Here is a 26,932-nt window from a genome sequence, read left to right on the forward strand (position 1 = left end):
CTCCTACCTCCTGAACGACGGTGACGATAGACCGGATTGGACACGATGCGCCTTTTCGTTTCGTGCGCAGCAGAGGGCGTGCAGGCTTCGCGCACGCCGCGAGTCGGGTTTCCCCGGTAGGCGCCCCCATCTGCGGCCCTTACCGTTGCGGCCTTCTGGAGGAGACAAGACCATGATGCGTACTGCCTGGTGGGTAGCGGCGTGTGCCGCGCTTCTTTCTCAGACACCGTGCTGGGCGCACGGGCGCACGGCGGACCTCGAGCGGAACACGCACTTCGGGAAGATCGTCGGCGTCGACGATTCCGACGTCTCAGGAACCTACGCATGGAAAGGTGTGCCCTTCGCGAAGCCGCCCGTGGGCAACCTGCGCTGGAAGGCCCCGGTCGACCCGGACCGCTGGAATCGGACGAGGGCAACGCAGCAGTTCGGCAATGCGTGTGCGCAGTACGGCCGCATCTATGGCCCCGGCGCCAACAACCGCCATGACGCGACGATCGGCACCACGCTGAACCAGGCGGTTGGCAGCGAGGATTGCCTGTATCTGAACATCTGGCGTCCGGCGAAGGATGACCGCAAGGGTCGCGACAGGGACAACGACAGGGGCCGCGGCAATGACAAGGACGACGATCTGCCCGTGATCGTCTTCGTCCACGGCGGCAGCGATGTGTCCGGCTACACGGCGGACCCGGTCTATGACGGGGCCGCGCTCGCCAAGGCGGCGCATGCGGTCGTCGTGACGGTGAACTACCGCGTCGGCATCTTCGGCTTCCTGGATCTGCCGCAACTCAAGGCCGGCACGAATGGCGTGGGAGACTCCGGCAACTTCGCCTTGCTCGACATCATCAAGGCGCTCGAGTTCGTTCGCCGCGACATCGATGCGTTCGGCGGCGACCCGCGCAACATCACCCTGATGGGCCAATCGGCGGGAGCCATCAATGTCTACGCGCTGCAGACCTCCCCGTTGGTCACGAACGCGCGTCACCCCCTCTTCCATCGCGTGGTGCCGCTCAGCGGCGGCATATCGCTGGCGACGAACCTGCCCCCAGGCCGCTTCCCCACGCTCAGTCCGCAATCGACATACGTGGCCCAGGGCAGTGCCTTGCTCAGCAACCAGCTGATCGCCGACGGCCTCGCCACCGATGCCGCGTCGGCCGCCGCCTACGCGGCCAGCCAGACGCCCGAGCAGATCGCGGCCTATCTGCGCTCGAAGAGTCCGGCGGCGCTCTTCACCACGTTACTTACCAAGCTATCGCTGCTCGGACTGGCGGGATCGGGTCCGATCCCCGACGGCATCGTGGTGCCGGTCGACCCGATCGCCGCGATCCAGGCCGGCAACTATCTGCGCGTGCCTGTTCTTGCGGGAAACACACGTGACGAAGCCAAGCTGTTCCCCAGCTTCCTGGCGCTTTCGCCTGCGCTCGGTGGCGTCAGCGGTCGATTGGTGAACGATGCAACGCTGTTTTCAACGCAGTTCAGCTACCAGCCGGACGGCCCGCCCACGGTGAGCATCGAGCAGTGGATTCCGGCGCAATACCTTCCGGTGGCGACGCCGGTCACGGGCTTCAACGCGAGGACCGACCTGCTGAACCAGCTCTTCTTCATCGCGAGCCGCGACAACGTCCTCAACGCGCTCAAGGCGCAGCAGAACGACGTCTGGTATTACCGCTTCGACTGGGACGAGGAGCCAGCGCCCTGGAATGACATTTACGGCGCTGCGCACGCGTTCGACCTGTCCTTCATCTTCGGCAATTTCGGACCCTCGCTGTTCTCGAACGTCGCGAATTCCACGGCCAACAAGCCGGGCCGGCTGGATCTGTCCGACGCGATGATGAAGAGTCTGGGCGCCTTTGCCAGACGGGGCGATCCAAACGCGCCGGCCGCCCTGGGCGTCACCTGGCGCCCCTGGCCCTCGACGCTCATCTTCGACGCCACTCCGACGGGCAAGGTCATTTCACTTCAATAGGCATCGTAGGAGCGCCCAGTCACGCGTTCCCGCCGCGGGCGGCCCCTGGTCAGGAACAGGGTCAGCACGGAACTCGCTGCCGCGGCGATCATCACGGCTTGCATGGGCTGCCTGTCGACGAAAGCACACGTCGTATCGAGCGCCTGATCCCAAAGCCCCCTCAGGGTACGGGCGGGCTCGGCAAGCCGCTTCGCCGGCAGCGTCTTGGCGATCACCTGTGCGTCATCCACGACCGCACTCACTTCGTCCGCGACGGTTGGCGTCGCATCGAGACTGTATAAATTCATCGAGACTCCTTTGCTGCCAGGATTGACAGCCTTCGAATGAAGCATGGAGTCCGGGCGCAATATGAATGTCAGGGCGAAGGGATGCGCGATGTAGGAGCAATCTGCCCTGCACCTCACCTAGCCCTGCCGCGTCAGATCGCGATCGCTGGTCACGGCGAAATAGAACCACTCGGTGCCCGGCAGTGCCTCCGCATTCGGAAACACGATGAAGCCATCGCGGTCGGCATGCAGAACGCTGCCGTCCTCGCGCACGCCGATGGGCTCGCCGCTGGCGACCGGATCGAAGGTGGCCCACTCGCGCACGAACTGGTCGTCCTCGTGATGGCGGTCGGTCACGCTGACGAGCCGCAGCAGCGCGGGCGGCGAAGGCGGCTGCGCGGCCGGATCGAGCTCGATCATGCCCAGCAGGCGCAGCGCCGAAAGAATGGCCGCATGCGCCACATCGGGCGCGGCGGGGTCCTCGTGCTGCCCGCATTCGAGCGTGACGCCGTAGCCGCCGCGGCTGCGCATGTACTCGTTGGTGCCCCAGCCGAAGGCCAGTGCGGCATCGTCCGCCGGTTGCCCGCCCGCTCGCTGAGCGAGCCCCGCGGCGTAAATGTCGAGCCAGCCTTCGACGACGCGCGAGGTCCGGAGGTGGAGCGCAAGCTGGCCTTCCTCGAAAGCGCGCGCAAAGGGTTCGAGCGTGCCGGTGTTGTTGCGCGGGCCGATCATCGCGAAGGCTTCGCCCTCGCTCTGGAACGAATGCAGATCCAGCAGCACCTCGTGCCGGTCGAGCAGCGGGCACAGCAGGTTGGTGATGCGGGCTTCGTAGTCTGCCGGCTCGTCGCCCGGCTGGGTCGGACGGAACAGCCGGTTGAGGTTGCGTTCGCCCTCGCGCCTCAGCAGCCGCCGCGCGAGCGGGTTCGCGACGGGCACCAGAGTCAGTTGTCCGCACCGCAAGTGCAATGCCCCCGAATCCAGCTCGGCGACCACGCGTTCGATGCCGATGGTGCCGCAGGTCTCGTCGCCGTGCACGCCGCCCAGCACGATCAACCGCGGCCCGGGCTGCAAGGCCGAGAAGCCGTGGATGCGAAGGGTGTCGTTGGCGGCGGACTCGGTGCGGGGGGCTGTCATCTCGTCGGCCATCCTACAACGCGTCGTAGGGCGGTCCTACCGTGTTTGCCGCCATACCGTGCGACAACCTGGGGCATGTCACAGGAGCAAGGCATGGCCACCAGGAAGACCCCCGACCCCGCGAAGACCGATGCGCTCAAGGACGCGGGCGGAGGCAAGACCAAGGTCGAGCAGGGCGGCGAGTCCGCGCCCCGTCTTCCGCACGAGCACGATCAGTCTTCAGACAGTCAGCAGAACCAGGACGGCACGGCGCCGCGTGTGGGCCGCCAGGCTTTCAATGACGTCGAGCGCGGTGTGGTCGACACCGATCGCGGCCCGGAGGCGGACCGCGTGTACAACGACAAGGTCAAGCGCTGAGCGAGGCGGCGAGTTGCTCGCGCATCGCAGTCACCACATCCGCGTAATCCTTGGCATTGAAGATCGCGCTGCCGGCGACGAAGGTGTCGGCACCTGCGCTCGCAACGCGCGCGATGTTGTCGACCTTGATGCCGCCATCCACTTCGAGGCGGATGTCGCGTCCGGTTTCCTCGATACGCTTGCGCGCAAGTTCGATTTTGCGCAGCGCCGAATCGATGAAGCTCTGGCCGCCGAAACCGGGGTTGACGCTCATGATCAGGATGAGGTCGATTTCGTCGATCGCCCAGTCGAGCGCCTCGAGGCCGGTGCCGGGGTTGAAGACCAGCCCCGCCTTGCAGCCCGCCGCCTTGATGGCCTGGATGCTGCGGTGCATGTGCGGCGAAGCATCAGGGTGAAAGCTGATGTAGTCGGCGCCCGCTTGCGCGAAAGCCGCCGCCAGTGCGTCGACCGGCTGGATCATGAGGTGCACATCGATGGGAACAGGCGTGCCGTCGGGCTTCTTCGCATGCGGCTTGAGCGCCTGGCAGACCATCGGGCCGAAGGTCAGGTTCGGCACGTAATGGTTGTCCATGACGTCGAAATGGATCCAGTCGGCGCCGGCCGCGATCACGTCGCTCACCTCGGCGCCAAGGCGCGCGAAATCGGCAGAAAGGATGGAGGGGGCAATGCGGAATGGGCTGCTCATGGGGCCCGATTGTCGCAGGAGGCACGTGCCGGGGGCCAGCGAGTACACGCAGTAACGGAGCGTGGGGGCAGGTGGAAGCAATGCACTACCATCGTCCCGATGACCAGCATTCCGATGACCGTGCAGGTCGAGCCCCGATTCCTGCCTGACCAGTCTTCCGCCGAAGACCACGTCTATACCTTTGCCTACGCGGTGACCGTCACCAACATCGGCCAGGTGGCGGCGCAACTGATCGCCCGGCACTGGATCATCAACGATGCCTCCGGGCACACGCAGGAGGTCAAGGGCCTCGGCGTGATCGGACAGCAGCCGCTGCTGGCGCCGGGCGAATCGTTCCGCTATACCAGCGGCTGTCGCCTCCAGGCGCCCAGCGGTACCATGCACGGGAGTTTCTTCATCGTGACCGAACATGGCGAACGCTTCGACGTTCCGATTGCCATGTTCGTGCTGGAAGCCGACGCGGGAGGCGCGCCCTCCTCGCGCGTGCTGCACTGAGCCCGCTTTCTTCTCTCGACCCATGAACGCCTTGCGCGCTCTGGAAGATTGGCCGGGCGCCAACTTGTTCGAATCTGTTGCCTGATGACATCCTTCTTTCCCAATGATCTGCTGGGCTTCTGGTCCGAGTGGGTAAGACCCTCGGCGGGATTGCCGACCGTGCTGTGGTCGCTGCTGCTGGCGGCCGCTGCTGCTTCCGGCCATCTGGTGCGGCGCTACATGGGACTGCCCAAGGTGGTCGGCTATTCGATCGTTGGCACCGTGGTCGGCTTCGCCGGCTTCGAGGGCGCGATCTGGCCGCTGCAAGGCATCAGCCTCTTCCTGGTCGAACTGGGCGTGGCGATCGTGCTCTTCGAGTCGGGCGGCCGGCTGCCATTGCGCTGGTTCCGCCACAACCCGATGGTGCTGGTGCAAAGCCTGCTCGAAGCCACCCTCACCTACTTCAGCGTGTTCTGGGCGCTGCACTGGCTCGGCATCCCGGATCCCGTGGCCAACCCGATCGCGCTGATGGCGATCGTCGCCTCGCCCGCCGTGCTGAGTCGCGTCGTGATCGACACGCGCGCCTCGGGCCCGGTGACCGAGCGCGCGATGACGCTGGCGACGCTCAACACCTTCTATGCGCTCGCGCTGGGCTACGCGCAGGCGGGGCTGATCGAGCGCGCGCCCCTGGGCGTGCTCGACAAGCTATACCCCGTGGCCGTGGTGCTCGGCATGTCTTTCGTGGTGGGCGCGCTGATGGCGCTGTCGCTGCGCTCGGCATTGCGCGTGATGAGCCCGACCAGCGAGAACACCTCCATCCTGCTGCTGGCCATCATTGCCGCCGGCGCCGCGCTGGCGGCGCACTTCGGCGGCTCGGCACCGCTCGCGGCGCTGATCGGCGGTGTGCTGCTCAAGGCGCTGAATCCCAAGCCCTGGGCCTGGCCGCGTCAGCTCGGCACCGCGGCTTCGCTGCTGACGATGCTGATGTTCGTGCTGGTCTCGGTCGTGGCCGCGCAGGCCGACTGGAGCCTGCCGGTCGCCAGTGTGGTGCTGACCGTGATCGGCGTGCGCGCCTTCGCCAAGGTGGCCGGTGTCGCCATCGCCAATCCGGGCAGCGGCGCCAGCTGGAAGCAGGCCTTCTGGGTCGGCTGCGCGATGTCGCCGCTGTCGTCGATCGCGATGCTGATCACGTCCGCCTTCGTCACCGCATCGCCACTGCTGGGTGCGATGATCACGCAGATCGCCCTGCCCGCCATCCTGCTGATGGAAGTGCTCGGCGCGGTGATCGCCACCGTCGCCATCCACGGCGCCGGCGAGAGTTCCAGACCCTGGATGCCCGAGGCATTCCGCACGGTGGAGGACACGCAACGATGAGCACACGCCCATTGGACCTGCAAGCGGACGGCTCGCCTTCGACGCCGGCGAGCCGCATCGTGCCGCTGGAACGCTTCAACAAGTCCGTCGCGCTCTCGCTCGGCGTCGAGCTGGAGCTGCAACTGGTCAACACCCACGACTACGACCTCGCGCCCTATGCCGAGGACATGCTGCGGCTGATGGCGCAAACACCCCTGCCCGGCAGCGTGGTGCCCGAGATGACCTCGAGCATGATCGAGATCTCGACCGACGTGTGCCACTCCGCGCAGGACGTGATCGAGCAGCTCACGCCGATCCGCGATGCGCTGGTGAAGAACGCCGACAAACTCAACATCGCGGTGGTCGGCGGCGGCACGCATGCCTTCCAGCAATGGCATGAGCGGCGCATCTACGACAAGCCGCGCTTTCGCGAGTTGTCGGAACTCTACGGCTACCTGTCGAAGCAGTTCACCATCTTCGGGCAGCACGTGCACATCGGCTGCCCCGACGCCGACGCGGCGTTGCTGATGCTGCACCGCATGTCGCGCTACATCCCGCACTTCATCGCGCTGTCGGCGTCTTCGCCCTTCGTGCAGGGGCAGGACACCCAGTTTGATTCGGCGCGGCTCAATTCGGTGTTCGCGTTTCCGCTGTCGGGCCGCGCGCCTTTCACCTTGTCGTGGAAGGAGTTCGAGAATTACTTCATGCGCATGACCCGCACGGGCGTCGTGCGCAGCATGAAGGACTTCTACTGGGACATCCGGCCCAAGCCCGAGTTCGGCACCATCGAGATCCGTGTGTTCGACACACCCCTCACCGTCGAACGCGCCGCCGCGCTGGCCGGCTACGTGCAGTCGCTGGCGGCCTGGTTCCTGCAGGAGCAGCCTTTCACGCCGACGGAGGACGACTACCTCGTCTACACCTACAACCGATTCCAGGCCTGTCGCTTCGGGCTGGACGCGCTGTACGTCGACCCGGCGAGTGGCGAGCACATGCCGCTGCGCGACCACATTCTCATGACGATGACGCAGCTCGAATGGCACAGCGAGGCGCTCAACGCCACGCAGGCGCTCGGCGAGCTGCGCACCAGCGTCGAGGCCAATCGCAACGACGCGCGCTGGCTGCGCGAAAAACAAGGCAAGGAGCGCCTGCTGGCCGAAGTGGTGCGGCAGGCGGCGTTGCGCTTCCGCAGCCCGGAGGTGTGAGGACAGCATGAGCGTCGCCGGCGAATTCGACCTGATCGCGCGTTACTTCACGCGCCCCGCCAAGCGCGCGACCCTGGGCGTGGGCGATGACTGCGCGTTGCTTGCGCCGGCGCCGGGCATGCAACTCGCGGTGTCGTCGGACATGCTGGTCGAGGGGCGGCACTTTCTCTCCACCGTCGACCCCGCGAAGCTCGGGCACAAGGCGCTGGCAGTGAATCTCAGCGACCTCGCCGCCTGCGGGGCGAAGCCGCTGGCGTTCACGCTGGCGCTGTCCCTGCCCACGATGGACGAGGCCTGGCTCGAAGGCTTCTCGCGCGGGCTCTTCGCGCTCGCCGACGCGCATGGCTGCGAACTGGTCGGCGGCGATACCACGCGCGGCCCGCTCAACATCTGCATCACGGTGTTCGGGGAAGTGCCGGCCGGAGGTGCCTTGCTGCGCTCGGGCGCCGAGGCGGGTGACGATGTCTGGGTCAGCGGCACGCTGGGCGATGCGCGTCTGGCACTCGAAGTCTTTCGCGGCACCCTCTCTCTGCCCGCCGAACTCTTTGAACTGGCGCGGGCACGGATGGAGCAGCCCACGCCGCGCGTCGCATTGGGGCTGGCTCTGCGCGGCATTGCATCGGCGGCGGTCGACATCAGCGATGGGCTGGTGGGCGACCTGGAGCATGTGCTGCGCGCGAGCGGTGTCGGTGGGCGGCTCGATGCCGATGCGGCCGCGGATCGGCTGGCGCTGGTGGCCCACGCGACTGGCGCATCGGCGGGTCTGGACCGCGAAGCTCGACGCGCCTGCGCACTGGCAGGCGGGGACGACTACGAGTTGGCCTTCACGGCGCCCGAGTCAGCGCGCAAAGCCGTGGAGCAGGCCGGCCATGCGGCAAACACCCCGGTGACACGGATTGGCCGGATCGAGATGGAAGCGGGTCTGCGCATCGTGGACGCGCAAGGCGCACCGGTGGTGCAGCGCTTCGCATCCTTCGATCACTTCGCCTGACGCTAGTTCGCCGGAGCCGCTGCCGCTTCCAGCAGCGCGAACGACGAATCGATCTCGACCTCGTTCAGCACGCACATGAGCCCGTGATAAAGCTGGTTGGGCGACACCGGCTTGTGCAGCAGCGGCACGCCGGTCGCCCGCGCTTCGCGCAATCGCTGCGGCGCCGTATCCCCCGTGATCAGCAGCGCAGCCAGCTTCTCGCCGAATTCCGCGCGCAATGCGGCGATGGCTTCCGCGCCCGTGCGCAGTTCACGCAGCCGGTAGTCGCTGATCACCAGCCCCGGCGGATGGGCGCGCGCCAGCGCCTGCGCCTCCTCGATGGAATCGGCCACGTCGCACTCGCAGCCCCAGGCGCTGAGCAACTGGCGCATGCCGGCGCGCACGGCCTCGTCGTCGTCGATGACCAGCACGCGCACGTCGAAGACCCGGGCACGCCCCGGCGCGGTTTCGAAGCCACCGGTCGCGACGACCATCTGCGCCAAGGGCAAGCTCAGCCTGAAGACGCTGCCGCGTCTCGGTTGCGAGACCAGCGTCAGTTCATGCCCCAGCGCACGCGCCAGGCCCTGCGCAATCGCCAGGCCAAGGCCAAGGCCCTTGCGGCGATCGCGCTCCGCATTGCCGAGTTGATGGAATTCGCGAAAGATGTGCTCGTGCTGGGCGGGCTCGATGCCGATGCCCGTGTCCCACACTTCGAGCTGAACCTCGTCGCCGCGCGCGCGACAGGCCACCAGCACGCCGCCGTTCTCGGTGTAGCGGATGGCGTTCGAGACCAGGTTGCGCAAGACCAGCGCCACCAGCGCCGGGTCGGAGCGCACCGCGACGTGCGTTTCGCGCGAACGGTAGACGATGCCCTTGGCGTCGGCTTGTGGCGCCAACTCGTTCTCGATCTTGTTGAGCAGCGGCTGCAGATGAAAGTCCTGCATCTGCGGCTCGACCACGCCCGCCTCGATGCGCGAGAAGTCCAGCAGCGTGTCGAGCATCTCGGCGGAGGCCTGCCAGGTGGCCCGCGCATTGGCCAGCGCGTCGTACTGCGCGGCAGTGAGCTTGCTGCGCGCCAGCACCTCCAGAAAGAGCCCCTGTGCATGGATCGGCTGGCGCAGGTCATGGCTGGCGGCGGCGAGGAACTTGGACTTGGCGAGGTTGGCTTCGTCGGCCTTCTGGTGCGCGGCTTGCGCATGCTCGGTCTCCACGCGCAGGCGCTCGATCAGCTCGATGTTCTCGAAGCGCAGGTCGATGGCCGCGCGCGCCGCCCGCGCGCTGTTGCGTGCCTGCCCGAGCAAGGTGACGACGTACAGGGCGCCGGCGACGCCCAGCGCGTTGTAGGCCGGGTCGCCCAGGGTCCACAGCTTGGTCGCCACCACGACCAGTTCGACCGCGCCGAACGCAATGAACACCGGCAACACCGGCGCCAGCGAGGACATGGAACTCCCGGCCACGCCCGCCAGCACGGCCACAACGAGGATGCTGCCGGCGACGGTGGTCGTGCCCAGCGTGACCCATGCGAGCGCGCCCCAGATGGCGGCGTCGATGGAGTTCAGCACGATCTGGCGCCACACGAGAGCAGGTGCGCGATCGAAGGAGATCTCCGACGACAGGATGCGTCGCGCCTCCCGCGCCAGGTAGAGCTTCATCAGGATCACCGCGCCGGCCCACGAGCGCAGCGCCAGGGCGTTGTGTTCGTTGGACAGCACCCACACCAGAATCAGCGCGACCAGGATGGTAGGAATCACCGAGCTTCCGACGTTGCCGAGTTGCAGCCGCAATTGCTCGACAAGCGTGCGCCCATCGGCCAGGCGCAATGGGTTCTTCATCAGCTGACGAGACCCCTGCGGCGCGCGGCGAAGCCGGCTTCCGAGCGGCTCGACACCTGCAGCGCGGCGAGTACGGCCTGCACGTGGCCGCGCACCGTGTTCTCCGACAGATTGAGCCGGCGGCCGATCACCTTGTTCGGAAGGCCCTGGCACAGCAGGTCGAGCACCTCGAACTGGCGCGGTGTGAGGAGCTGACGTGACGCATCGCCGCCGCCGACCGGCGCCGACGCATGAGCCGGCGACAGGATGGGCAGCCCGTGACGCAGCTGCTCGATGACCGCGAGGATGTTGTCCGCCGAGTCGGCCTTGGAGACGAAGGCCGCGGCACCGCGCTCCTGCGCCATCCGCACGTTCTGCGGACCGGCGTCGGACGACAGGATGACCACCACGGCGGCCGGCCACTTGCGCTTGACCAGCGCGATGCCTTCGAGGCCGTTGAGCCCATGGAGCTGGACATCCAGCAACACCAGTGCCGGGTCGGCCATGGTGCAGCGCATGGCTTCTTCCAGCGATGCCGCCTCAGCCACTTCCAGGTCGGGAATGCCGGAACTGAGCACCATGCGGAGCCCGCAACGGAACAGGGCGTGGTCGTCGACGAGGAGAATTCGGGCGGGGAGCATCAGGCAAATATTCTGCGCGAAGTCCGCTCGGTCCAAATGGACTATTTACCCGCCGGGCGCTTGGCGCGACCATTCAATCACCGAAGCTCTTTCTCGACGAATTCCTCTCCTCCACGCGCCGAATGAAGCCCCTGATCGAAATCCAGCGCATCGCAACGGATGCCTACGTCTACCGCATCAACGCCAAGGGCGCCGATGCGCAGGACACGGGCTGCACGTTTGCTTCGCTGGAGCAATGCCTCTTCGACGCGGGCGCTTCGCTGGACCATTACTTTCCGCGCGTCGAGATCAACTTCGAAGGCATGTTCCTCGGTGCCTGCGCCACCGACGCCCTGCGCAGCAACCCCAAGGCCGTGGCGCAACGCATCGAGCAGCACTTCCAGCCGGCCTGAGCGCAGATCCGCGCACTCACCCCTCCTTCAGCCCTGCCTTCAACTCCCGGCGCAGCGCGTCGATGAAGCTGCGGCTCGCGGCTGACAACGATCGCCCGCGCTTGGTGACGACCGAAATATCGCGCGATACGCGCGGTGCGGTGATCGGACGGATCACCAGCGCAGGATCGCGTACTGCTTTCGCAAAGGCCGAGGGCATGATCGAAGCACCCATGCCGCTGGCCGTCATCCAGATGGCGGTCGACAGGAACGACACTTCGTTGACCACGTTGAGCACCACGCCGGCGCCGGCGGCCGTGCCGTCGATCAGCGGCCGGATGCCATAGCCCGGGCGCACGGTGATCAAGGGATGGCCGCCCAGGTCGGCCCAGCGCACCGCTTTCTTCGCGGCCGCCAGCGGATGTTCGCGCGTGCAGACCAGGCTCAGGTGATCACGCAGCAAGGTCTGGGTCTCGACCTCGGCACCGGGCCGCTCAGGCGTGCCGATCCCGAAATCCACATGCTCGCCGATGATGCGCGAGACGAACTGGTCGGGCGCGCAGTCGTCCACGACGACGCGCACCTGCGGATGCGCGCGGCTGAAACTCCGGATCGCGTCCGGCATCAGGAACGAGGCCAGCGTCGGCGTGATGGCGAGGCAGACCCGGCCGCGCTGCAGTTCGGACAGTTCGCGAAACCCCGCACTCAACGAATCGACGTCGCGCAGGATGCGCTCCGCAGTGGCGAGCATCTCTTCCGCCGCTGCCGTGGGCTGCAGCGAGCGCGTCGTCCGATCGAAGAGCCGTGCACCGAGCCCCTCCTCGAGCTGGCGGATCAGCATGCTCACGGCGGATTGCGTGACGAACAGCTTCTCGGCGGCAGCGCTGAGCTTTCGCAGCTGGTGCACGGCAAGGAAGGCGCGCAACTGCCTGATGGTGGGGGAGAACTTCTGATTCATCAGCAAAGATGATATTTCATTCTGAATTTATTGATTTACGAATGAATATGCGTGCCGTCCAATGTCCGCTCGAGACACACGCAAGGAACCGAGATGAAGAACTTCGCCCGCGCCATGGCGCTGCTCGCCGCGACCTGCTCGCTGCTCGCAGGCTCCGCGCACAGTCAGGCCCCCGGGGCGGACTTTCCCAACAAGCCGATCCGCATGATCGTGACCTTCCCGCCCGGCGGAAGCGCCGACGCGGTGGTGCGCATGCTGGTGCCCAGGCTCAACGACAAGCTCGGACAGGCGGTCGTCGTCGACAACCGGCCCGGCGCGGGCGGCAACGTCGGGCTGTCGGCAGTGGCAAAGGCGCCGGGAGACGGTTACACGCTCGGCGTCGGTGCGGCCGGCGCCCTGTCGGCCAATGTGAGCCTCTATCCCAACATGCCCTTCGATCCGCTGAAGGACTTCCGGCCGGTTGCCATGCTGGCCGCCATTCCGTTCGTGATCGTGGGCCACCCCTCGCTCGCGGCGAAGACGCAACGCGAACTGATCGCGCTGGCGCGCGCCCAGCCGGGCAAGCTGTCGATCGGGCACGGCGGCAACGGGACGGCCATGCATCTATCGGCCGCGCTGTTCGGCCAGATGGCCGACGTGAAGCTGGTCGAAGTGCCGTATCGCGGCTCGGGCCCCGCGGCACTCGACGCCATGGCCGGCCAGATTCCCCTGGCCGTGGTCGACCTGCCTTCCGCACTGCAGCAGATCAAGGCCGGCAAGCTGGTCGCCTATGCCGTGACCAGCCCGCAACGCCTGCCGATGCTGCCCGACGTGCCGACCGTGGCCGAATCCGGCCTGCCGGGCTACGACTCCACCGGCTGGTTCGGCGTGGTCGCGCCGGCCGACACTCCCGCGCCAATCATTGCGCGGCTGAATGCCGAGATCGTCGCCGCACTCAACGACGAACAAGTGAAGGCGGCCATGCGCAACCTCGGCGTGGAACCCGCGCCGGGCACGCCCAAGGCCTTCGATGACTACATCCGCGCAGAGACCCGGAAGTGGGCGCAGGTCATCAAGACGGCCGGCATCAAACTCGACTGAGAAGCAGCATGAACAACGAAGAACTCCAAGCCGACGTGCTCGTCGTCGGCGCCGGTCCCGTGGGCCTGACGCTCGCGATGGACCTGGCCTCGCGCGGCGTGAAAGTGGTTATCGCCGAGATCCGCCGCTACGCGGAGCCGCCCAACGTGAAGTGCAACCATGTGTCCGCACGCACGATGGAGCAGTTCCGCCGGCTGGGCGTCGCGCAAAAGCTGCGCGATGCGGGGCTGCCGGCCGACTACCCCAACGATGTGGTCTTCCGCACGAGCGTGACGGGTATCGAACTCACGCGCATCCCGATCCCCTGCCGCCGCGACCGCTATAGCGAGACCGAAGGGCCCGACGCGTGGTGGCCCACGCCGGAGCCGCCGCACCGCATCAACCAGATCTTCCTGGAGCCGATCCTGCTGCAGCACGCCGCTGCACTTCCGGGCGTGACGCTCCTCAATCGCACGCAGGTCACGGCGTTCACCCAGGACGATGAAGGCGTGGTCGCGACCGCTGCCGATCTCGATGCAGGCACCACGCGCACCATCCGCTGCCGCTTCATGGTGGGCTGCGACGGCGGGAGTTCAGGCGTGCGCAAGCAGATGGGTGCGAAGCTGGAAGGCACGGCCGTCATCCAGCGCGTGCAATCGACCTACATTCGCGCACCTCGCCTGCGCGAGATGATCCCGGGCAAGCCGGCGTGGTCGTACTACTCGGTGAATCCGCGGCGCTGCGGCACGATGTTCGCCATCGACGGCCACGAGACCTGGCTGGTGCACAACCACCTGAACGCGGAAGAACCCGAGTTCGACTCGGTCGACCGTGACCGCTCGATCCGCGAGATCCTGGGCGTCGGGGACGATTTCCGCTACGACGTCATCAGCAAGGAAGACTGGGTCGGTCGCCGGCTCGTGGCAAACCGCTTCCGCGATGGCCGGGTGTTCCTCGCCGGCGATGCCGCGCACCTCTGGGTTCCCTATGCCGGGTACGGAATGAACGCGGGGATCGCCGATGCCATCAACCTCTCGTGGCTGCTCGCGGCCTGCCTGCAGGGCTGGGCCGCAGAGGGCATCCTCGACGCCTACGAGGCCGAGCGGCAGCCGATCACCGAACAGGTATCGCAGTTCGCGATGGACCATGCGCAGAAGATGATCCGCGCGCGGCGCGCCGTGCCGGCCGATATCGAAGCCGCCGGCGACGAGGGCGACGCGCTGCGTGCCGAGGTCGGCCGAGAGGCCTACGAGCTCAACGTGCAGCAGTTCTGCTGCGCCGGACTCAACTTCGGTTACTTCTACACCGACTCGCCGATCATCTCGGCCGACGGCGAGGCGCCGCCACCGTATTCGATGGGCGACTTCACGCCCTCCACGGTCCCGGGCTGCCGCGCTCCGCACTTCTGGCTGCCGGACGGCCGCTCGCTCTACGACGCCTTCGGCCCCGGCTACACACTGCTTCGCTTCGATCGCCGAACGGACACCTCTGCGCTGGAACAGGCTGCGGAATCCTCCGGCATGCCGCTCGTCATACTCGATGTCGACGCGCCGGAAGTACCTCCCGCGTACCGGCACCGCATGGTGCTGTGCCGTGCCGACCAGCATGTGGCCTGGCGTGGCGATCGTCTTCCTTCGGACGTGGCCGGTCTCGTGGCCCGGTTGCGCGGCCAGACGCCGCGCGAGCGGGCTGGCCTCGCAGAATCGAGGGAGCACGCCAGCGCGTGATCACCGGCCACCGGCAGGGGCGGCCGCGGATGCGCGACACTGTCGCGTCATGCAATCCGCTCCCCCTTCCGGCGCCATGCCGAGCCCGCCCCCACGCCGCCCGACGGTGCGCTTCCTTTTCGCGCATCCGGCGCATCTCATCGCGCTGGGTTTCGGCTCGGGCCTCCCGCGCTACGCGCCCGGCACCGTGGGCACGCTGTGGAGTTGGGTCGCCTTCCTGATCATGCAGCGCTGGCTTTCGACGGCAACGATCGGCTGGGTGATCCTGGTGTCCCTGCCGGTCGGCTGGTGGGCGTGCACCGTGACGGCGCGCCACATGAACGTCGCCGATCCGGGCAGCATCGTCTGGGACGAGGTGGTCGCGTTCTGGATCGTGCTGTGGCTCGTGATGCCGGGCGGGCTGCTTGCGCAGATCTTCGCCTTCGCGCTGTTCCGGTTCTTCGATGCCGCCAAGCCGGGGCCGGTGGGCTGGGCCGACCGCTTGTTCAAACAGCGCGATTCCGGGAGCGAGGCCACGCGATGGCGTGCGGCGGGCTTCGGCATCCTGTTCGACGACCTGGTCGCGGCGTTCTGCACGCTGCTGGTGATCGCCGCATGGCGCGCATGGTGAGGAAGACGATGAACGAATCATTTTCCGGACACGACATCCCCGCGCTGGTGAACCTGCTCGCCGACGCGCTGCAGCAGCAGGGGCGAATGATGGCGACCGCCGAGAGCTGCACCGGCGGGCTGATCGCGGGCGCCTGCACCGATCTCTCAGGCTCCAGCAACTGGTTCGAGCGTGGCTTCGTCACCTACTCGAACGAGGCCAAGACAGAATTGCTCGGCGTCGATGCGACGCTGATCACGGCCCACGGCGCGGTCAGCGAAGAGGTGGCACGCGCCATGGCGGAAGGCGCGGTTGCACGCTCCAGGGCGCAGGTCGCTGTGGCCGTCACCGGCGTCGCCGGCCCCACGGGCGGCTCGCGCGACAAGCCGGTCGGCACGGTGTGGTTCGGCTGGTCGGTGGGAGGGCATGTGCGCACCGAGCGCCGTCGCTTCGATGGCGATCGTGCTGCCGTGCGCACAGCCACAGTCCGGTACGCACTGCAGACGCTGGTCGACCTCGTCAAGGCTTGAGCCGGGAAATGCTCGGCTACGATGCCCGCACCCGCCGCAGGGCACGAAGGAATCCATGAGCAACGAACAGACCCTCCGCCGCTTCTACGACGCCTTCGCGAAGCTTGACGCCGACACCATGGCGGCCTGCTACGCGCCGGACGCGACCTTCGACGACGAGGCCTTCTCGCTGCGCGGCGCACGCGAGATCGGCGGCATGTGGAAGATGCTCTGCAGCGCTACCCAGGCCAAGGGCGCCGCGGTCTGGAAGCTGAGCTACCGCGACGTGCAGGCCGATGCCCGCACCGGCCGGGCGCACTGGGATGCGCACTACCTCTTCAGCGCGACCGGGCGCATCGTCGACAACTCGATCGACTCGCATTTCACTTTCACGCCCGAGGGGCTCATCGCCACGCAACGCGACCGCTTCGATTTCTGGCGCTGGTCGCGGCAGGCGCTCGGCACGCCGGGCCTGCTGCTCGGCTGGTCGCCCATGATGAAGAATAAGGTGCGCGCCACCGCGGCGGCGAACCTGGCGACCTTTCTGGCACGCACATCCTGATCCAACCACACGACCATCGCATGACCGACATCACGATCACCAACAAGCCCGACCTTCATCGCTACGAAGCCACCATCGGCGGCGAACTCGCGGGCTACTGCGAATACAACCTGCTGAGCGAAGCCATCATGTTCACCCACACTGAAGTCATGCCCGCGCACGAAGGCAAGGGAGTCGGGTCGGCCATCGCCCGGCACGTGCTCGACGCGGCGCGTGCGGACGGCAAGCACGTGATCCCTGTCTGCCAGTTCATTGCGGGCTGGATTCGCAAGCACCGCGACTATGCGGACCTGGTGCGGGCGGACGTGCAGAGGGCTTTCAAGATCTGAGAAACGCGTTCCCGTCTATTTCGAAGGCGACCAGCGCACCGTCAGGATCGATGCCGGCCGGACGCCAAATGCACGGTGGTACAGGCCCGGGCCCCAGATGACGAAGTCACCATGACGGCGCAAGGTATGGACCAGTGTCGCTTCCGGCGCGAAGTCCGCAGCGAACGAGAACTCGATCCTGAACTCGCTGGCCGGACTCACCAGCACGGACATCGTGCGGCCGTCGCTCAGCGGCTTGGACTCGCCGTCCGGATTCCCAACAGGGTGTGAGAACCACTTGACGCAAAGGCCAGCGGAAGTTTCGTTGGTCGGAACATGGCGAAGACCGCTTGTCCCTCCCTGGGTCCAGTCGCTGAATCCGACGAACCAGCCGGTGCCGTGGGTGTCCATCTCGCCCGCGTTGCCAAACTCGACGTGCTGCGCGAGAAGTTGCTTCTGTGGTCGAACGCTGACGTCCGGCGATGCGGCCATGGGTGCGACTCCTTGTCGTGGCGTGATGGAAATTGTCCCTCAGGCTTCGGGCCGAATCCAGAGACAGACGCGCTTCAGGCCTTGGCTCTGTAAATGACGCTGAAGCGCTCGCACGCGATCGGCATGGCCTTAGTGGGTTCTCGGCCGACGCTTGCGCACTCGCGGCCAAAGTAGGACCAGTGAACGCGGCGCCAGTATTCCAAGGACCCATCGCCTTCGCCCTCGATGGCGGCGAACTCGGCGCTGACTTGCTCAAATGGCAGGATCTCGATTGCCAGCGTCTCGATGACACACGCCGGTCTTCCATTCCAGTACGTGACGACACTGAGGGCGCCGGGCCGGGGCAGCGAGCCGCCTGCCTGCTCGAAAGTCCAAACAAGGCTGGCGGTTGCCCGCTTGGCGCCTGCGAACACCAAGTCCGCGAGTGCGTTGGCATCGCGTTCGTTGTCATCGAAGTGAAAGGCCTCGAAGAACCGATCGGAGCGGTCTTCGCCGGCCTCGGCGCAGAAGCCGTCCCAGAACGTGGCAATGCTGGAGGGAATATTCATGCTGGTCCTCGACGCGTCAAAAGCCTCGCCGCCTGGCCCCGGGGCGATCTTGAGCTACCCGCCGACCATCACCTTATAGCGTCTTCGCGCCTTCAGGACCAACCAGGAGGCACGAGCGCGCTGCGCGCGGATTCGCCGATCGCGGACATTGACGACCGACCGCAGCGGTTCAAAGATTTCCCTGTGCGCGCAGGCTCTGACGCAGTTCACACGGTTGCATGGCATCGGCCAGTGTCGCCCTGCCATAGTCCGTGTCGAGGGCCAGGATCTCAAGGACGCGAGCGGCTTGGGCCCGGGTAAATCGCGTGGGCGTAAAGACCTCCACCAACTGCTCAATGGTGGAGCTATGCGTGGCCTTGAGCTTTACCAGCGCGAGGATCAGGCGAGCCTGAGTCTCCGTGAAAGCGTCGGGAATAGACGAATTGGATGTGGCCTTGACATCACCTCCGGCCAGCCTGGTGACAGGGAGCAGGCGCAAGAGTCGGGCGGTGCAATTTGCAATCGACCGGAACGCCGACAGCAGGACCGACGGCTCGTCGCGGCCAAGGTTGTAGATGATGTCGTTGGCCAGTTCACGCTCATATGCGTCGGTGAACGCCGGCGTTGCAGAAATGATGGGGATGGATGCGGTCATGTGGGAATCTCAAAGGAAGGGCGCCCTTCAGGGCGACGCATAAGCCGACAAGGAGTCGACGAACGCGTGGTGTCTCCCGTCCGGCAGCGAACCGACGACAAGCACTAAGGCAGTTGTCCGCAATCGCAAGGCCCAGTCTAGAAAGCGCACGCAACGTGGCCAATGAGACGATTCCCGTTCGCGCACCAGACCCAGCAGGTCGGGGCGCAACAATTTCACGAAATCAGCGTCGCATACCGCCACTTAGCCAAGAAGAAGGCTTTCACTGCGGTGCTCATCGCCGAGCCAGGCTCAGTCCCGATCGCCCCGACCTTCCCCGTCACGACCGTGGTGATGCCGATGGCGCCAACGCTCGCCTCGTCTCTCGTAGTACGGCACCGGTGGGCCGTAGTACACGGGAGCGGGCGCATAGTAGGCCGGCGGGGGCGGGCGCTGGTAGTACACCGGAGGCTCAGGCTGGTAGTAGATCGGAGCGGGACGCGAGTACACGGGAGCGGGCTCGTAGTACACGGGGGCCGGTTCGGCGACACCGACGGCCACACCCGGGACGTTGATGCCGACAGACCAGTTCACCTCGGCATTCGCCGACGCGGCGGCGGAAAGCGCGCCCGTCGCAACGGCGGTGGCGGCAGCCCACCTCGAGAAGGAATTGAAATTCACTGAGACTCCGGAGGCAGCGAAGGCCGCCCGATGCCCTACACAACGTGCGTCCCTCCGAAGCGGCAGACATTGGTCCTGTGAAGTTGGTTGCCAAACGTCAGCAACCGTGAAGGGCGTCAGTCGCAGCGATAGGTGACTTCTCCCGTCGGGACGCCCGGTGCCTTCGGGCCCAGGAAGCGCATCGGAGCGCCGAAATTGCGGCAGTAGGCTTCCGCCTCCTGCGCCGTGGGCGACCTGAACACGCCATCGCCGAGCCAGGTCACGCGGGGAGCGGACCGCGACGCACATCCGGCGACCAGCGTCACGAGGATCAAAATGGAAAGAGGGGCGAATCGGTGCATCGGAAAGGGCATTGCAGCAAGGCTGAGAACAGGAACTTCGCGACTCTACCGACTTCCGACAGCAGGGAAGCCACTCGTCCGACAGCCGACGCGCGCGCGACCTCGCACAGTGAGACCATCATGGAACATCCCTCCGCCACTCCGACGAAGATGCTATGGACCCTCGCGCTGGGGTGCGCGCTGCTGACGGCCTGCGCGAGCGATCCGTCGCGCGTGCAGCCGGGAACGGGTCGCGACCAGGTCCTGCAGCAGCTGGGCACACCGACTGCGATCTATCGCACACCCGCCGGCGAACGCATGCAGTACTCGCGCGGGCCGGCCGGCTTCCAGGTGAGCAACGTGGATCTCGACAGTGCAGGCCGTGTCTATTCGGTGCGGCAGGAACTCAACGAAGGCTTGTTCGCCAGCACCATCAAGCCCGGCGAATGGCGCGTGGAGGACGTGCTTTTCACCTATGGCCCGCCGTACCAGCAGACACGTGTGACCTCGTTCAACGGCACCGTCTGGTCATGGCGGTATCTGCAGATCAACAACCGCCGCTTCCTGTACATCTACGTCGATCCGACGGGCCGGGTGGATCACTACAACGTCGGCGACGACCTGGAGTTCGATCGCCGGCGCTGGTGGTGAGGTCTACGGGCGCGGCGTCGGAAGGCGGGCGAATGCGATCGTCGCGACGACCAGCAGCACGGCAATGGTCGCGAGCACTGCGCTGTACGTCTCCACGCCATGCGCGATGGCGACCGAAGCCGCCACACCGGTGATCCATTGCATCAACGCGACACCGAGGAACATCGCCATCGTGAAGACCGCCATCGCACGCCCGGTGATGGCCGCCGGGTATGCGACCCGCACATCGGCGTACTGCCAGACGATGAATCCCGAGAGCAACCCGATCAGGATGGTGCCGCCCACGTCGATCCACGCCGAGGTGCCAAAGGCGATGGCGAGGAAAAGGGCCGCATACGCGAGGCTGCAGGCCACGATGCGCCGGCGCCGCACCGGCCCGTCGCGGTCCAGCCGACCGAAGAGTGGTGGCCCGAAGAGAGAGATCACCGAAACGATCAGTGCCACATTGCCACTCTGCACCAGCGAATAGCCGTGCCGCTCCATCAGCAAGGGCCCGAGCCAAAGGCCGCGCAGGGAAATGAAGGCGGCGTAGGTCACGGCACCGAGCACCATGATCCCGAGCGTGTGCGGCATGGCGAAGAGCGAACCGAACTGCCGCAAAGCGCCCAGAACCGACTCGCGAGGCTGCGTCCCCTGCCGCGCCGGCTCGCGCACCCACCAGAGGATCGACAGCCACGCCAGCGCGGAAGCCATGGCCAGCACAACGAAGCCCATGCGCCATGAGCGCTCCTGCACCAGCCATGCGAGCGGCGTGCCGGTGAGCAGCATGCCGAGACCGCCGATGCCGAGCACCAGCCCTGACACCGATGCGAAGCGCGCCGCCGGGAAGTGCCGCGCGATGAACACCGTGCAGACCAGGAAGGCCGGCGCGCAGCCGACGCCGATCAGCACCTGTCCGCCCACCAGCACCAGGTAGTTCGTCGAGACGGCCGAGATCACCGCACCGACGATGGCGAGGGGAAAGGCCGTGAGCACCGTGCGGCGCACGCCGTGCAGGTCGATGCCGATGCCCATGAAGAGCTGCATCGCGCCAAAGGCGAAATGAAAGGCGCCCGAGAAGACTCCGAGCGCCTGCGCCGACAGCTTGAACTCGGCCTGCAACTGGCTTGCCATGATGGCGCCGACCGTGCGGTAGGCCTGGCTCAACGCGAACGCGGTGCACAGCGCCAGCACCATGGTCCAGGCGGTGCGCGCCGAAAGCGTGGCCGGCACGCGGCTCAGCGGAGCTTCAGCCGGCACCGTGGCACTTTTTATACTTTTTTCCGCTGCCGCAGGGACACGGGTCATTGCGGCCGGGCGTCGCTTCCTTGCGGATGGTTTCGACACGCGGGCCCATGCTGCGCCAGAGTTGCCGCAGGTCGTACACCGCCCAGATCGCGGCGCCGAAATCATCGACGCGCTCCTGGCTCACGCTCGGCGGGCCGTCCTCGGCGTACATCGAGAGCACGGGCTTGCCCTTGTCGTCCTCGGTGAGGGTCACGATCGCGTCGAGCGCCTCGTCGAGCATCTGCGCGGCTTCCTTGTCGCGCGGCGGCGCCCAATCGTCCGGCCAGTTCTCGACCGCGAACATGAAGCCCAGCGCCCAGACCTGCGCGAAGGACGGGATGGCCTCGCCCTCCATCCCGGCGCGCTCTTCGTCCGGCAGCGCGGCAATCGCACCGCGCGTGTCCAGCACCTCGGGTTGCCAGGTGCGCTCGTCGTCCAGGGACTGCACGTCGGCGTCGAGGCCGACCTCGATCTCGCGCCAGCGCCGCTTCCAGCGCCAGATGAATTCCATGTGCCGGGCCGGCACGAAGCCGTCGCCCAGCAGCACGGGCCAGTATTCGGAAGGCTCGATCGGCCGGCGCGAACAGACCAGGGCAGCCATGAAGCCCTCGCAGAATTCCCATTGCGGGATCTCTTCGTCATGCTCCCGCATGGCGTCGAGGGCGTGGTCGAGGGCGTCGAAATCGTCGGGGCCGAGCGGTGCGTTGTCGGGCTGGGCGGGGGTCGGGGTGTCGGCTTGGGTTGTCATGGGATTGCGGAGACAGCCCTCTATGATGCAGCAAGGCTCCCGGAGACCCTCTATTTCTACCCTGACGATTCCGCCGTTTCCGGCGCGTTACACCACGCCCGCGCCGGGCGCAACCCTGCCCCTGTCCCCATGAATTCAGTGAGACGGGGCGGGTCGACCCGCGTCCAGATGCGCAAGGGCATGGCCTCGGCCCCGGCGCCGCTCGAGCCCGGCACGCCGCCGCCGCAACCCGAGGACTACGCGGAATTCCTGCGCATCACGCTGCCACAGCAAGCGAAGCAGGTGGCAAGCCACCGTTTCGGCAACGAGCGCGTATGGCTCAAGAAGGCCGGTCCGCGGCACGGCAAGCTGCGCTACCACCTGCTAGCGGCGATCGCCGGCACATTGCGGCTCGACGTGCTATCGCCGGTGCCCAATCCGGGCGGCGAGGCCGCGATCGAGATCGAGGCGCGCCGACTCAAGGCGCTGGGCACTGCGGGTCTGCGCGTGCCCGCGGTGCTGGCGCAGCAGCCCGACGGCCTGCTGATTTCCGACCTGGGCGAGAGCGGCCGCCCGTCCGTGGTGCTGCAGGAGCGGCTCGACCAGGCCGCCGCCGCGGGGCCGGCCGCGCTGCTCGGCGTCTGGCGCGAAGGGCTCGCCGCGATCGCCACTGTGCACGCGCGCGATGCCTATCTGAGCCAGGCCTTCGACCGCAACATGGTCCAGTGCCCGGACGGCACCATCGGCTACATCGACTTCGAGGACGACCCGGGCGAGACGCTGCCGCTGGCCGAATGCCAGGCGCGCGACTGGCTCAGCTACCTGCACTCCACCGCGATGCTGGTCGATGCGGCATCCCCGCACGCGGCCGCCACGCACTGGCACGGCATGCTGGCCGATGCCAGCGACGAGGTGCGCCAGCGCCTCGCCGTCGCGGCGCGACGCATGCGCTGGCTGCGGCACCTGCCTTCCGGCCGGCGCTGGGGGCGCGACACGCAGCGCGTGCGTGCCGTGGCGAGCCTGCTGGCGCGCTGGTACGGCAGCTAGTTGCGCCAGCTCTGCCGCCAATGCCGATGCCAGGTCGAGGCTAGTCCCGTGACACGGTGACGCCCAGCGCCGCCAGGCGCTTGCGCATTGAAAGCACCGCGCGGTCCTTGCTCAGGAGCCGGGCACGGTGCGCGACCGCGAGGTCGATGAAGATCTGGTCATCGGGGTCGCGGCAGATGCAGGATGCGCGGCCGGGCACGCCGTCGAGCAACTTCGCCTGTGCATCGAAGGCCGCGAGCACCTCGTCGGCGCCCCGCCCCTTGGCTGCGAGGCGCTCGGCGATCAGGGGATAGTCCAGCACGCGCGCGAGTTCATCGCGCATCGCACGGGTGGCGAGCCAGTGCAGTTCACCGACCGCCAGCGCCGCGGCCAGCGGGGCACGCTCGGGATCGTCGAACACCAGCAGATCCAGGACGATGTTGGTGTCGAGGACAACGGTCATGCGGGACGCGCGCTCTGCAGTCAACCGCGGCGCGGAATGCCCAGGCCCGTGACCACCGCGGGCCGGCTGACGAAGGCCGCCAGCACGCGATTCACGTTCGGAAAGTCCTGGATGCCCACCAGATCGCCCGCTTCATAGAAGCCGATCAGGTTGCGCACCCACGGGAAGGTCGCGATGTCGGCGATGGTGAAGTCATCGCCCATGATCCAGGCGCGGCCCTTCAGGCGCTGCTCCAGCACGTTGAGCAGGCGCTTCGATTCGGCGACGTAGCGGTCACGTGGTCGCTTGTCCTCGTAGTCCCTGCCGGCGAACTTGTTGAAGAAGCCGAGCTGGCCGAACATCGGCCCGATGCCGCCCATCTGGAACATGAGCCACTGGATGGTCTCGTAGCGGCCCGCGGCGTCCCGGGATATGAGCTTGCCGGTCTTGTCGGCCAGGTAGATCAGGATGGCGCCCGATTCGAACAGCGCCAGCGGCTTGCCGCCCGGCCCGTGGGGGTCGAGGATGGCCGGAATCTTGTTGTTGGGATTGAGCGAGAGGAACTCCGGCGACATCTGGTCGTGCGTTTCGAAGCTCACCAGATGCGGCTCGTAAGGCAGGCCCGTCTCTTCCAGCATGATCGACACCTTGACGCCGTTGGGCGTGGGCAGCGAATAGAGCTGGAGCCGGTCCGGATGCTGGGCGGGCCATTTCTTCGTGATGGTGAAAGCGGACAGATCGGTCATGAGGTGATGCGTGTTCGGTTCGGGATGGGCGTGCATTCTGTCCCAGGTGCGCGTCGGCTGCTTGTTCGCTACGCTCTGGCCCTGCTTCATCTGGCCCTGATTTTTCGGAGACTACGACATGACCACCCGACCCCTCTTCAGTTCGACGATCGCGGGCAGCCTGCCCAAGCCGGCGTGGCTGGCCGAAACTCAAAAGCTCTGGCCGCAATGGAAATCGGAAGGCGCCGAACTCGCGCAAGCCAAGGCCGACGCCACGCTGCTGTGGATCAAGGCGCAGGAAGATGCAGGCCTCGACGTGATCGGCGACGGCGAGCAGTCGCGCCAGCATTTCGTGCACGGCTTTCTCGAACAGGTCGAGGGCATCGACTTCGAGCACAAGGTGAAGATGGGCATCCGCGACAACCGCTATGACGCGATGGTGCCGCAGGTGGTGTCGGCGCTGCGGCTCAAGGGCCGGGTGCATGCGGCCGAAGCCCGGCTGCTGCGCGCCCACACCCCACGCAAGATCAAGTTCACGCTGCCCGGCCCGATGACCATCGTCGACACCGTGGCCGACCAGTTCTATGGCGATCGCGTGAAGATGGCGATGGCCTTCGCCGAACTGCTGAACCAGGAGGCGCTCGCGCTGCAGGCCGACGGCGTGGACATCATCCAGTTCGACGAGCCCGCATTCAATGTCTACATGAAGGACGCCGCCGACTGGGGCGTGCAGGCGCTGGAACGCGCCGCGCAGGGACTGACCTGCACCACGGCCGTCCATATCTGCTATGGCTACGGCATCAAGGCGAATGTCGACTGGAAGGCGACGCTCGGCGAGGAATGGCGCCAGTACGAGGAGGTGTTCCCGGCGCTGGCGAAGAGCAGCATCGACCAGGTGAGCCTGGAGTGCTTCCACTCCCATGTGCCACCGCACCTCATGAGCCTGCTCGAAGGCAAGGACGTGATGGTCGGCGTGATCGACGTGGCGAGCGACACCATCGAGACACCCGAGCAGATTGCCGACACCATCGGGCAGGCGCTGCAGTACGTACCGAAGCAAAGGCTCCTGCCCTGCACCAACTGCGGACTGGCGCCGATGGATCGAGAAGTGGCGCTGCAGAAGCTGCAGGCGCTGGCCGAGGGCGCAGCGCTGGCGCGCAAGCGCTACGGATGAACGGCGAGCGCCGGGATCAGGGCCGGGTGCGCGCTGATCCGGCCACCATGTCGAACTTGAACAACCGGCACTCGATCGGCCCGTTCCACATCGGCACGCGGCGCGATTCCTTCAGGCGCATGCGCTTGGGCAATTGCAGGTCCGGCGTAAGCACCCAGGCGGTCCAGCCGGCGTAGTTCTTCTTCCAGTGGCTTGCGAGTTGGACGAAGAACTCGCCGCCGTCTTCGGTTTGCGCCTCTTCGCGCCCGCGTGCTGCGGTGGGCACGCCATCACCGCTTCTGCCGCGCGCGATGCCGCCAACCTCGATGCGCTCGCCATAGGGCGGGTTCAGCACGATCACGCCCGACTCGACCGGCGGCATGCGCTGCAACGCATCGCCGCCGCGGAACTGCACGGCCTGCGCGACACCGGCACGCTCGGCATTGCGTTCGGCAAAGTCGACCATGCGGTGCGACACGTCCGAACCGAAAATGGCCGGCACCTTCGCGCCGGCGTCCGGCTCCGGCGCGGCCTCGGCCTCGGCCTTCAGCGCCGCCCAGACGTGCGGCTGGAACGGCAGCAGCTTCTCGAAGCCGAAGCGCCGCAGCGAGCCGGCCGCGATGCCGCCCGCGATCTGCGCCGCCTCGATCGCGATGGTGCCGCTGCCGCAGCAGGGGTCGTACAGCGGCTCGGCCGACACCTCACCGGTTTCCGGGTTCCACCAGCCGCTCGCGGCCAGCATGGCGGCTGCGAGCGTTTCCTTCAGCGGGGCGTCGCCCTTGTCCTGGCGCCAGCCGCGCTTGAAGAGCGGTTCGCCGGAGGTGTCGATGTAGAGGGTGCAGAGGTCGGTCGTCAGATGCGCGAACACGCGCGTGTCGGGCCACTGGGTCTCGATGCTGGGCCGCACGCCGCCGGCCTTGGCGCGAAAGCGGTCGGCGATCGCGTCCTTGATGCGCAGGGTCGCGAAGTTGAGGCTCTGCAGCGGGCTGTGCTGCGCGGTGGTCTCGATCTTGAAAGTGTGCTTCGGGGTGAACCAGATTTCCCAGGCCACGCCGCTCGCGATGCCGTAGAGGTCGTTCTCGCTGCGGTAGGGCGCATGGGCCAGTTCGATCAGCACGCGCTGGGCGAGCCGCGAATGAAGATTGAGCTTGAGCGCGTCGCGCCAGTCGGCCCGCACGCGAACGCCGCCGCGCAAGGTGAGCAGGTCCTGCCCCACGCGTCCGGTCAGCGCATGCACTTCCTGCGCCAGGAATTCCTCGACGCCGGCGGCGCAAGGGAGAAAAAGAGAAAGGTCGTTCACCGTGCGATTGTCGCCGGGACCGTCTTTTCCATGTGTCTTCCCCTTG

32 protein-coding genes are annotated in these 26,932 nt (G+C 66.8%); 16 read left to right on the forward strand and 16 right to left on the reverse strand.

What is annotated here, in order from left to right:
- The first annotated feature begins 172 nt into the window (after nt 1-172).
- A complete protein-coding gene (locus QTI04_RS18530; RefSeq protein ID WP_286616943.1) occupies nt 173-1,963 on the forward strand; it encodes a carboxylesterase/lipase family protein in 1,791 nt (596 codons plus the stop codon).
- Here the strand turns inward: QTI04_RS18530 and QTI04_RS18535 are convergent.
- Together QTI04_RS18535 and QTI04_RS18540 are read right to left on the reverse strand one after the other, a co-directional pair.
- A complete protein-coding gene (locus tag QTI04_RS18535; RefSeq protein WP_286616945.1) occupies nt 1,957-2,250 on the reverse strand; it encodes a hypothetical protein in 294 nt (97 codons plus the stop codon). The genes QTI04_RS18530 and QTI04_RS18535 overlap by 7 nt on opposite strands.
- Before the next feature lie 117 nt (nt 2,251-2,367).
- Nucleotides 2,368-3,363 carry a succinylglutamate desuccinylase/aspartoacylase family protein gene (locus QTI04_RS18540; RefSeq protein WP_286616946.1) on the reverse strand — a complete coding sequence of 332 codons (996 nt, stop codon included), beginning with the start codon at nt 3,361-3,363 and terminating at the stop codon, nt 2,368-2,370.
- 93 nt (nt 3,364-3,456) lie between these two features.
- Between QTI04_RS18540 and QTI04_RS18545 the strand changes: the two genes are divergently transcribed.
- Nucleotides 3,457-3,720 carry a hypothetical protein gene (locus QTI04_RS18545; RefSeq protein WP_286603575.1) on the forward strand — a complete coding sequence of 88 codons (264 nt, stop codon included), beginning with the start codon at nt 3,457-3,459 and terminating at the stop codon, nt 3,718-3,720.
- Here the strand turns inward: QTI04_RS18545 and rpe are convergent.
- Nucleotides 3,710-4,405 (reverse strand): ribulose-phosphate 3-epimerase, encoded by a 696-nt coding sequence (gene rpe / locus QTI04_RS18550; RefSeq protein ID WP_286603576.1) that lies wholly within the window; start codon nt 4,403-4,405, stop codon nt 3,710-3,712. The genes QTI04_RS18545 and rpe overlap by 11 nt on opposite strands.
- Nucleotides 4,406-4,504: 99 nt before the next feature.
- Between rpe and apaG the strand changes: the two genes are divergently transcribed.
- From apaG to thiL, 4 genes are all read left to right on the forward strand, one after another.
- A complete protein-coding gene (gene apaG / locus QTI04_RS18555) occupies nt 4,505-4,900 on the forward strand; it encodes a Co2+/Mg2+ efflux protein ApaG (protein WP_286603577.1) in 396 nt (131 codons plus the stop codon).
- Between the two features lie 84 nt (nt 4,901-4,984).
- Nucleotides 4,985-6,253: a cation:proton antiporter gene (locus QTI04_RS18560; protein ID WP_286603578.1), complete on the forward strand. Its 1,269-nt coding sequence runs from the start codon at nt 4,985-4,987 to the stop codon at nt 6,251-6,253.
- 59 nt (nt 6,254-6,312) lie between these two features.
- Nucleotides 6,313-7,437, forward strand: a complete 1,125-nt coding sequence (locus QTI04_RS18565; RefSeq protein ID WP_286617118.1) for a YbdK family carboxylate-amine ligase — start codon at nt 6,313-6,315, stop codon at nt 7,435-7,437.
- Between the two features lie 7 nt (nt 7,438-7,444).
- The gene (gene thiL / locus QTI04_RS18570; protein ID WP_286616947.1) at nt 7,445-8,428 is read left to right on the forward strand and encodes a thiamine-phosphate kinase; all 984 of its coding nucleotides are present in this window, start codon (nt 7,445-7,447) and stop codon (nt 8,426-8,428) included.
- A gap of 2 nt (nt 8,429-8,430) precedes the next feature.
- Here the strand turns inward: thiL and QTI04_RS18575 are convergent, their stop codons facing one another.
- Entirely contained in the window at nt 8,431-10,239 is a 1,809-nt protein-coding gene (locus tag QTI04_RS18575) for a hybrid sensor histidine kinase/response regulator (RefSeq protein WP_286616949.1), read from the reverse strand.
- Nucleotides 10,239-10,859, reverse strand: a complete 621-nt coding sequence (locus QTI04_RS18580; RefSeq protein ID WP_286603581.1) for a response regulator transcription factor — start codon at nt 10,857-10,859, stop codon at nt 10,239-10,241. Before QTI04_RS18580 ends, QTI04_RS18575 begins: the two co-directional genes overlap by 1 nt.
- A gap of 122 nt (nt 10,860-10,981) precedes the next feature.
- Here QTI04_RS18580 and QTI04_RS18585 point away from each other — a divergent pair, with 122 nt between their 5' ends.
- A complete protein-coding gene (locus QTI04_RS18585; protein ID WP_286603582.1) occupies nt 10,982-11,251 on the forward strand; it encodes a hypothetical protein in 270 nt (89 codons plus the stop codon).
- 16 nt (nt 11,252-11,267) lie between these two features.
- Here the strand turns inward: QTI04_RS18585 and QTI04_RS18590 are convergent, their stop codons facing one another.
- A complete protein-coding gene (locus QTI04_RS18590) occupies nt 11,268-12,188 on the reverse strand; it encodes a LysR family transcriptional regulator (protein ID WP_286616951.1) in 921 nt (306 codons plus the stop codon).
- Nucleotides 12,189-12,281: 93 nt separating this feature from the next.
- Here QTI04_RS18590 and QTI04_RS18595 point away from each other — a divergent pair, with 93 nt between their 5' ends.
- From QTI04_RS18595 to QTI04_RS18620, 6 genes are all read left to right on the forward strand, one after another.
- Entirely contained in the window at nt 12,282-13,268 is a 987-nt protein-coding gene (locus tag QTI04_RS18595; protein WP_286616952.1) for a tripartite tricarboxylate transporter substrate binding protein, read from the forward strand.
- Between the two features lie 8 nt (nt 13,269-13,276).
- Nucleotides 13,277-14,974, forward strand: coding sequence for an FAD-dependent oxidoreductase (locus QTI04_RS18600; RefSeq protein ID WP_286616954.1), 1,698 nt, complete (start codon nt 13,277-13,279; stop codon nt 14,972-14,974).
- Between the two features lie 76 nt (nt 14,975-15,050).
- Nucleotides 15,051-15,584 (forward strand): phosphatidylglycerophosphatase A, encoded by a 534-nt coding sequence (locus QTI04_RS18605; RefSeq protein ID WP_286617119.1) that lies wholly within the window; start codon nt 15,051-15,053, stop codon nt 15,582-15,584.
- An 8-nt stretch (nt 15,585-15,592) separates the two neighbouring features.
- The gene (locus QTI04_RS18610) at nt 15,593-16,093 is read left to right on the forward strand and encodes a CinA family protein (RefSeq protein ID WP_286603586.1); all 501 of its coding nucleotides are present in this window, start codon (nt 15,593-15,595) and stop codon (nt 16,091-16,093) included.
- Between the two features lie 55 nt (nt 16,094-16,148).
- Entirely contained in the window at nt 16,149-16,634 is a 486-nt protein-coding gene (locus QTI04_RS18615; protein ID WP_286603587.1) for a nuclear transport factor 2 family protein, read from the forward strand.
- A gap of 20 nt (nt 16,635-16,654) precedes the next feature.
- A complete protein-coding gene (locus tag QTI04_RS18620; protein WP_286616955.1) occupies nt 16,655-16,963 on the forward strand; it encodes a GNAT family N-acetyltransferase in 309 nt (102 codons plus the stop codon).
- Nucleotides 16,964-16,978: 15 nt separating this feature from the next.
- Here the strand turns inward: QTI04_RS18620 and QTI04_RS18625 are convergent, their stop codons facing one another.
- The 5 genes from QTI04_RS18625 to QTI04_RS18645 all read right to left on the reverse strand — a co-directional run bounded on the left by QTI04_RS18625 (nt 16,979) and on the right by QTI04_RS18645 (nt 19,617).
- On the reverse strand, nt 16,979-17,434 hold the full coding sequence (locus tag QTI04_RS18625; RefSeq protein WP_286616957.1) for a hypothetical protein: 456 nt from the start codon (nt 17,432-17,434) through the stop codon (nt 16,979-16,981).
- 74 nt (nt 17,435-17,508) lie between these two features.
- Nucleotides 17,509-17,982, reverse strand: a complete 474-nt coding sequence (locus QTI04_RS18630; protein WP_286616959.1) for an ASCH domain-containing protein — start codon at nt 17,980-17,982, stop codon at nt 17,509-17,511.
- 169 nt (nt 17,983-18,151) lie between these two features.
- Nucleotides 18,152-18,616 (reverse strand): hypothetical protein, encoded by a 465-nt coding sequence (locus QTI04_RS18635; protein WP_286616960.1) that lies wholly within the window; start codon nt 18,614-18,616, stop codon nt 18,152-18,154.
- Nucleotides 18,617-18,907: 291 nt separating this feature from the next.
- Nucleotides 18,908-19,276 (reverse strand): hypothetical protein, encoded by a 369-nt coding sequence (locus tag QTI04_RS18640; RefSeq protein ID WP_286616963.1) that lies wholly within the window; start codon nt 19,274-19,276, stop codon nt 18,908-18,910.
- A gap of 116 nt (nt 19,277-19,392) precedes the next feature.
- Nucleotides 19,393-19,617, reverse strand: coding sequence for a hypothetical protein (locus QTI04_RS18645; RefSeq protein WP_286616965.1), 225 nt, complete (start codon nt 19,615-19,617; stop codon nt 19,393-19,395).
- Nucleotides 19,618-19,737: 120 nt separating this feature from the next.
- On the opposite strand from QTI04_RS18645, the gene QTI04_RS18650 reads away from it, so the two are divergent.
- The gene (locus QTI04_RS18650) at nt 19,738-20,247 is read left to right on the forward strand and encodes a hypothetical protein (protein ID WP_286616966.1); all 510 of its coding nucleotides are present in this window, start codon (nt 19,738-19,740) and stop codon (nt 20,245-20,247) included.
- A gap of 3 nt (nt 20,248-20,250) precedes the next feature.
- Here QTI04_RS18650 and QTI04_RS18655 read toward each other — a convergent pair whose 3' ends face one another.
- Both QTI04_RS18655 and QTI04_RS18660 read right to left on the reverse strand, forming a co-directional pair.
- Nucleotides 20,251-21,423 (reverse strand): MFS transporter, encoded by a 1,173-nt coding sequence (locus tag QTI04_RS18655; protein WP_286617120.1) that lies wholly within the window; start codon nt 21,421-21,423, stop codon nt 20,251-20,253.
- A 52-nt stretch (nt 21,424-21,475) separates the two neighbouring features.
- The gene (locus tag QTI04_RS18660) at nt 21,476-22,261 is read right to left on the reverse strand and encodes a UPF0149 family protein (protein ID WP_286616969.1); all 786 of its coding nucleotides are present in this window, start codon (nt 22,259-22,261) and stop codon (nt 21,476-21,478) included.
- A gap of 129 nt (nt 22,262-22,390) precedes the next feature.
- On the opposite strand from QTI04_RS18660, the gene QTI04_RS18665 reads away from it, so the two are divergent.
- Nucleotides 22,391-23,287, forward strand: coding sequence for a hypothetical protein (locus QTI04_RS18665; RefSeq protein ID WP_286616970.1), 897 nt, complete (start codon nt 22,391-22,393; stop codon nt 23,285-23,287).
- A 40-nt stretch (nt 23,288-23,327) separates the two neighbouring features.
- Here QTI04_RS18665 and QTI04_RS18670 read toward each other — a convergent pair whose 3' ends face one another.
- Together QTI04_RS18670 and QTI04_RS18675 are read right to left on the reverse strand one after the other, a co-directional pair.
- Nucleotides 23,328-23,729 (reverse strand): putative toxin-antitoxin system toxin component, PIN family, encoded by a 402-nt coding sequence (locus QTI04_RS18670; RefSeq protein ID WP_286603598.1) that lies wholly within the window; start codon nt 23,727-23,729, stop codon nt 23,328-23,330.
- 20 nt (nt 23,730-23,749) lie between these two features.
- Entirely contained in the window at nt 23,750-24,454 is a 705-nt protein-coding gene (locus tag QTI04_RS18675; protein ID WP_286603599.1) for a glutathione S-transferase C-terminal domain-containing protein, read from the reverse strand.
- A 118-nt stretch (nt 24,455-24,572) separates the two neighbouring features.
- On the opposite strand from QTI04_RS18675, the gene QTI04_RS18680 reads away from it, so the two are divergent.
- Nucleotides 24,573-25,607, forward strand: coding sequence for a methionine synthase (locus tag QTI04_RS18680; protein ID WP_286616972.1), 1,035 nt, complete (start codon nt 24,573-24,575; stop codon nt 25,605-25,607).
- A 16-nt stretch (nt 25,608-25,623) separates the two neighbouring features.
- On the opposite strand, the gene QTI04_RS18685 is transcribed toward QTI04_RS18680, so the two are convergent.
- Nucleotides 25,624-26,886 carry a class I SAM-dependent RNA methyltransferase gene (locus QTI04_RS18685; RefSeq protein WP_286616974.1) on the reverse strand — a complete coding sequence of 421 codons (1,263 nt, stop codon included), beginning with the start codon at nt 26,884-26,886 and terminating at the stop codon, nt 25,624-25,626.
- Nucleotides 26,887-26,932: the final 46 nt, after the last annotated feature.

It is taken from the genome of Variovorax sp. J22R115 (assembly GCF_030317005.1).
GTDB lineage: Bacteria > Pseudomonadota > Gammaproteobacteria > Burkholderiales > Burkholderiaceae_C > Variovorax.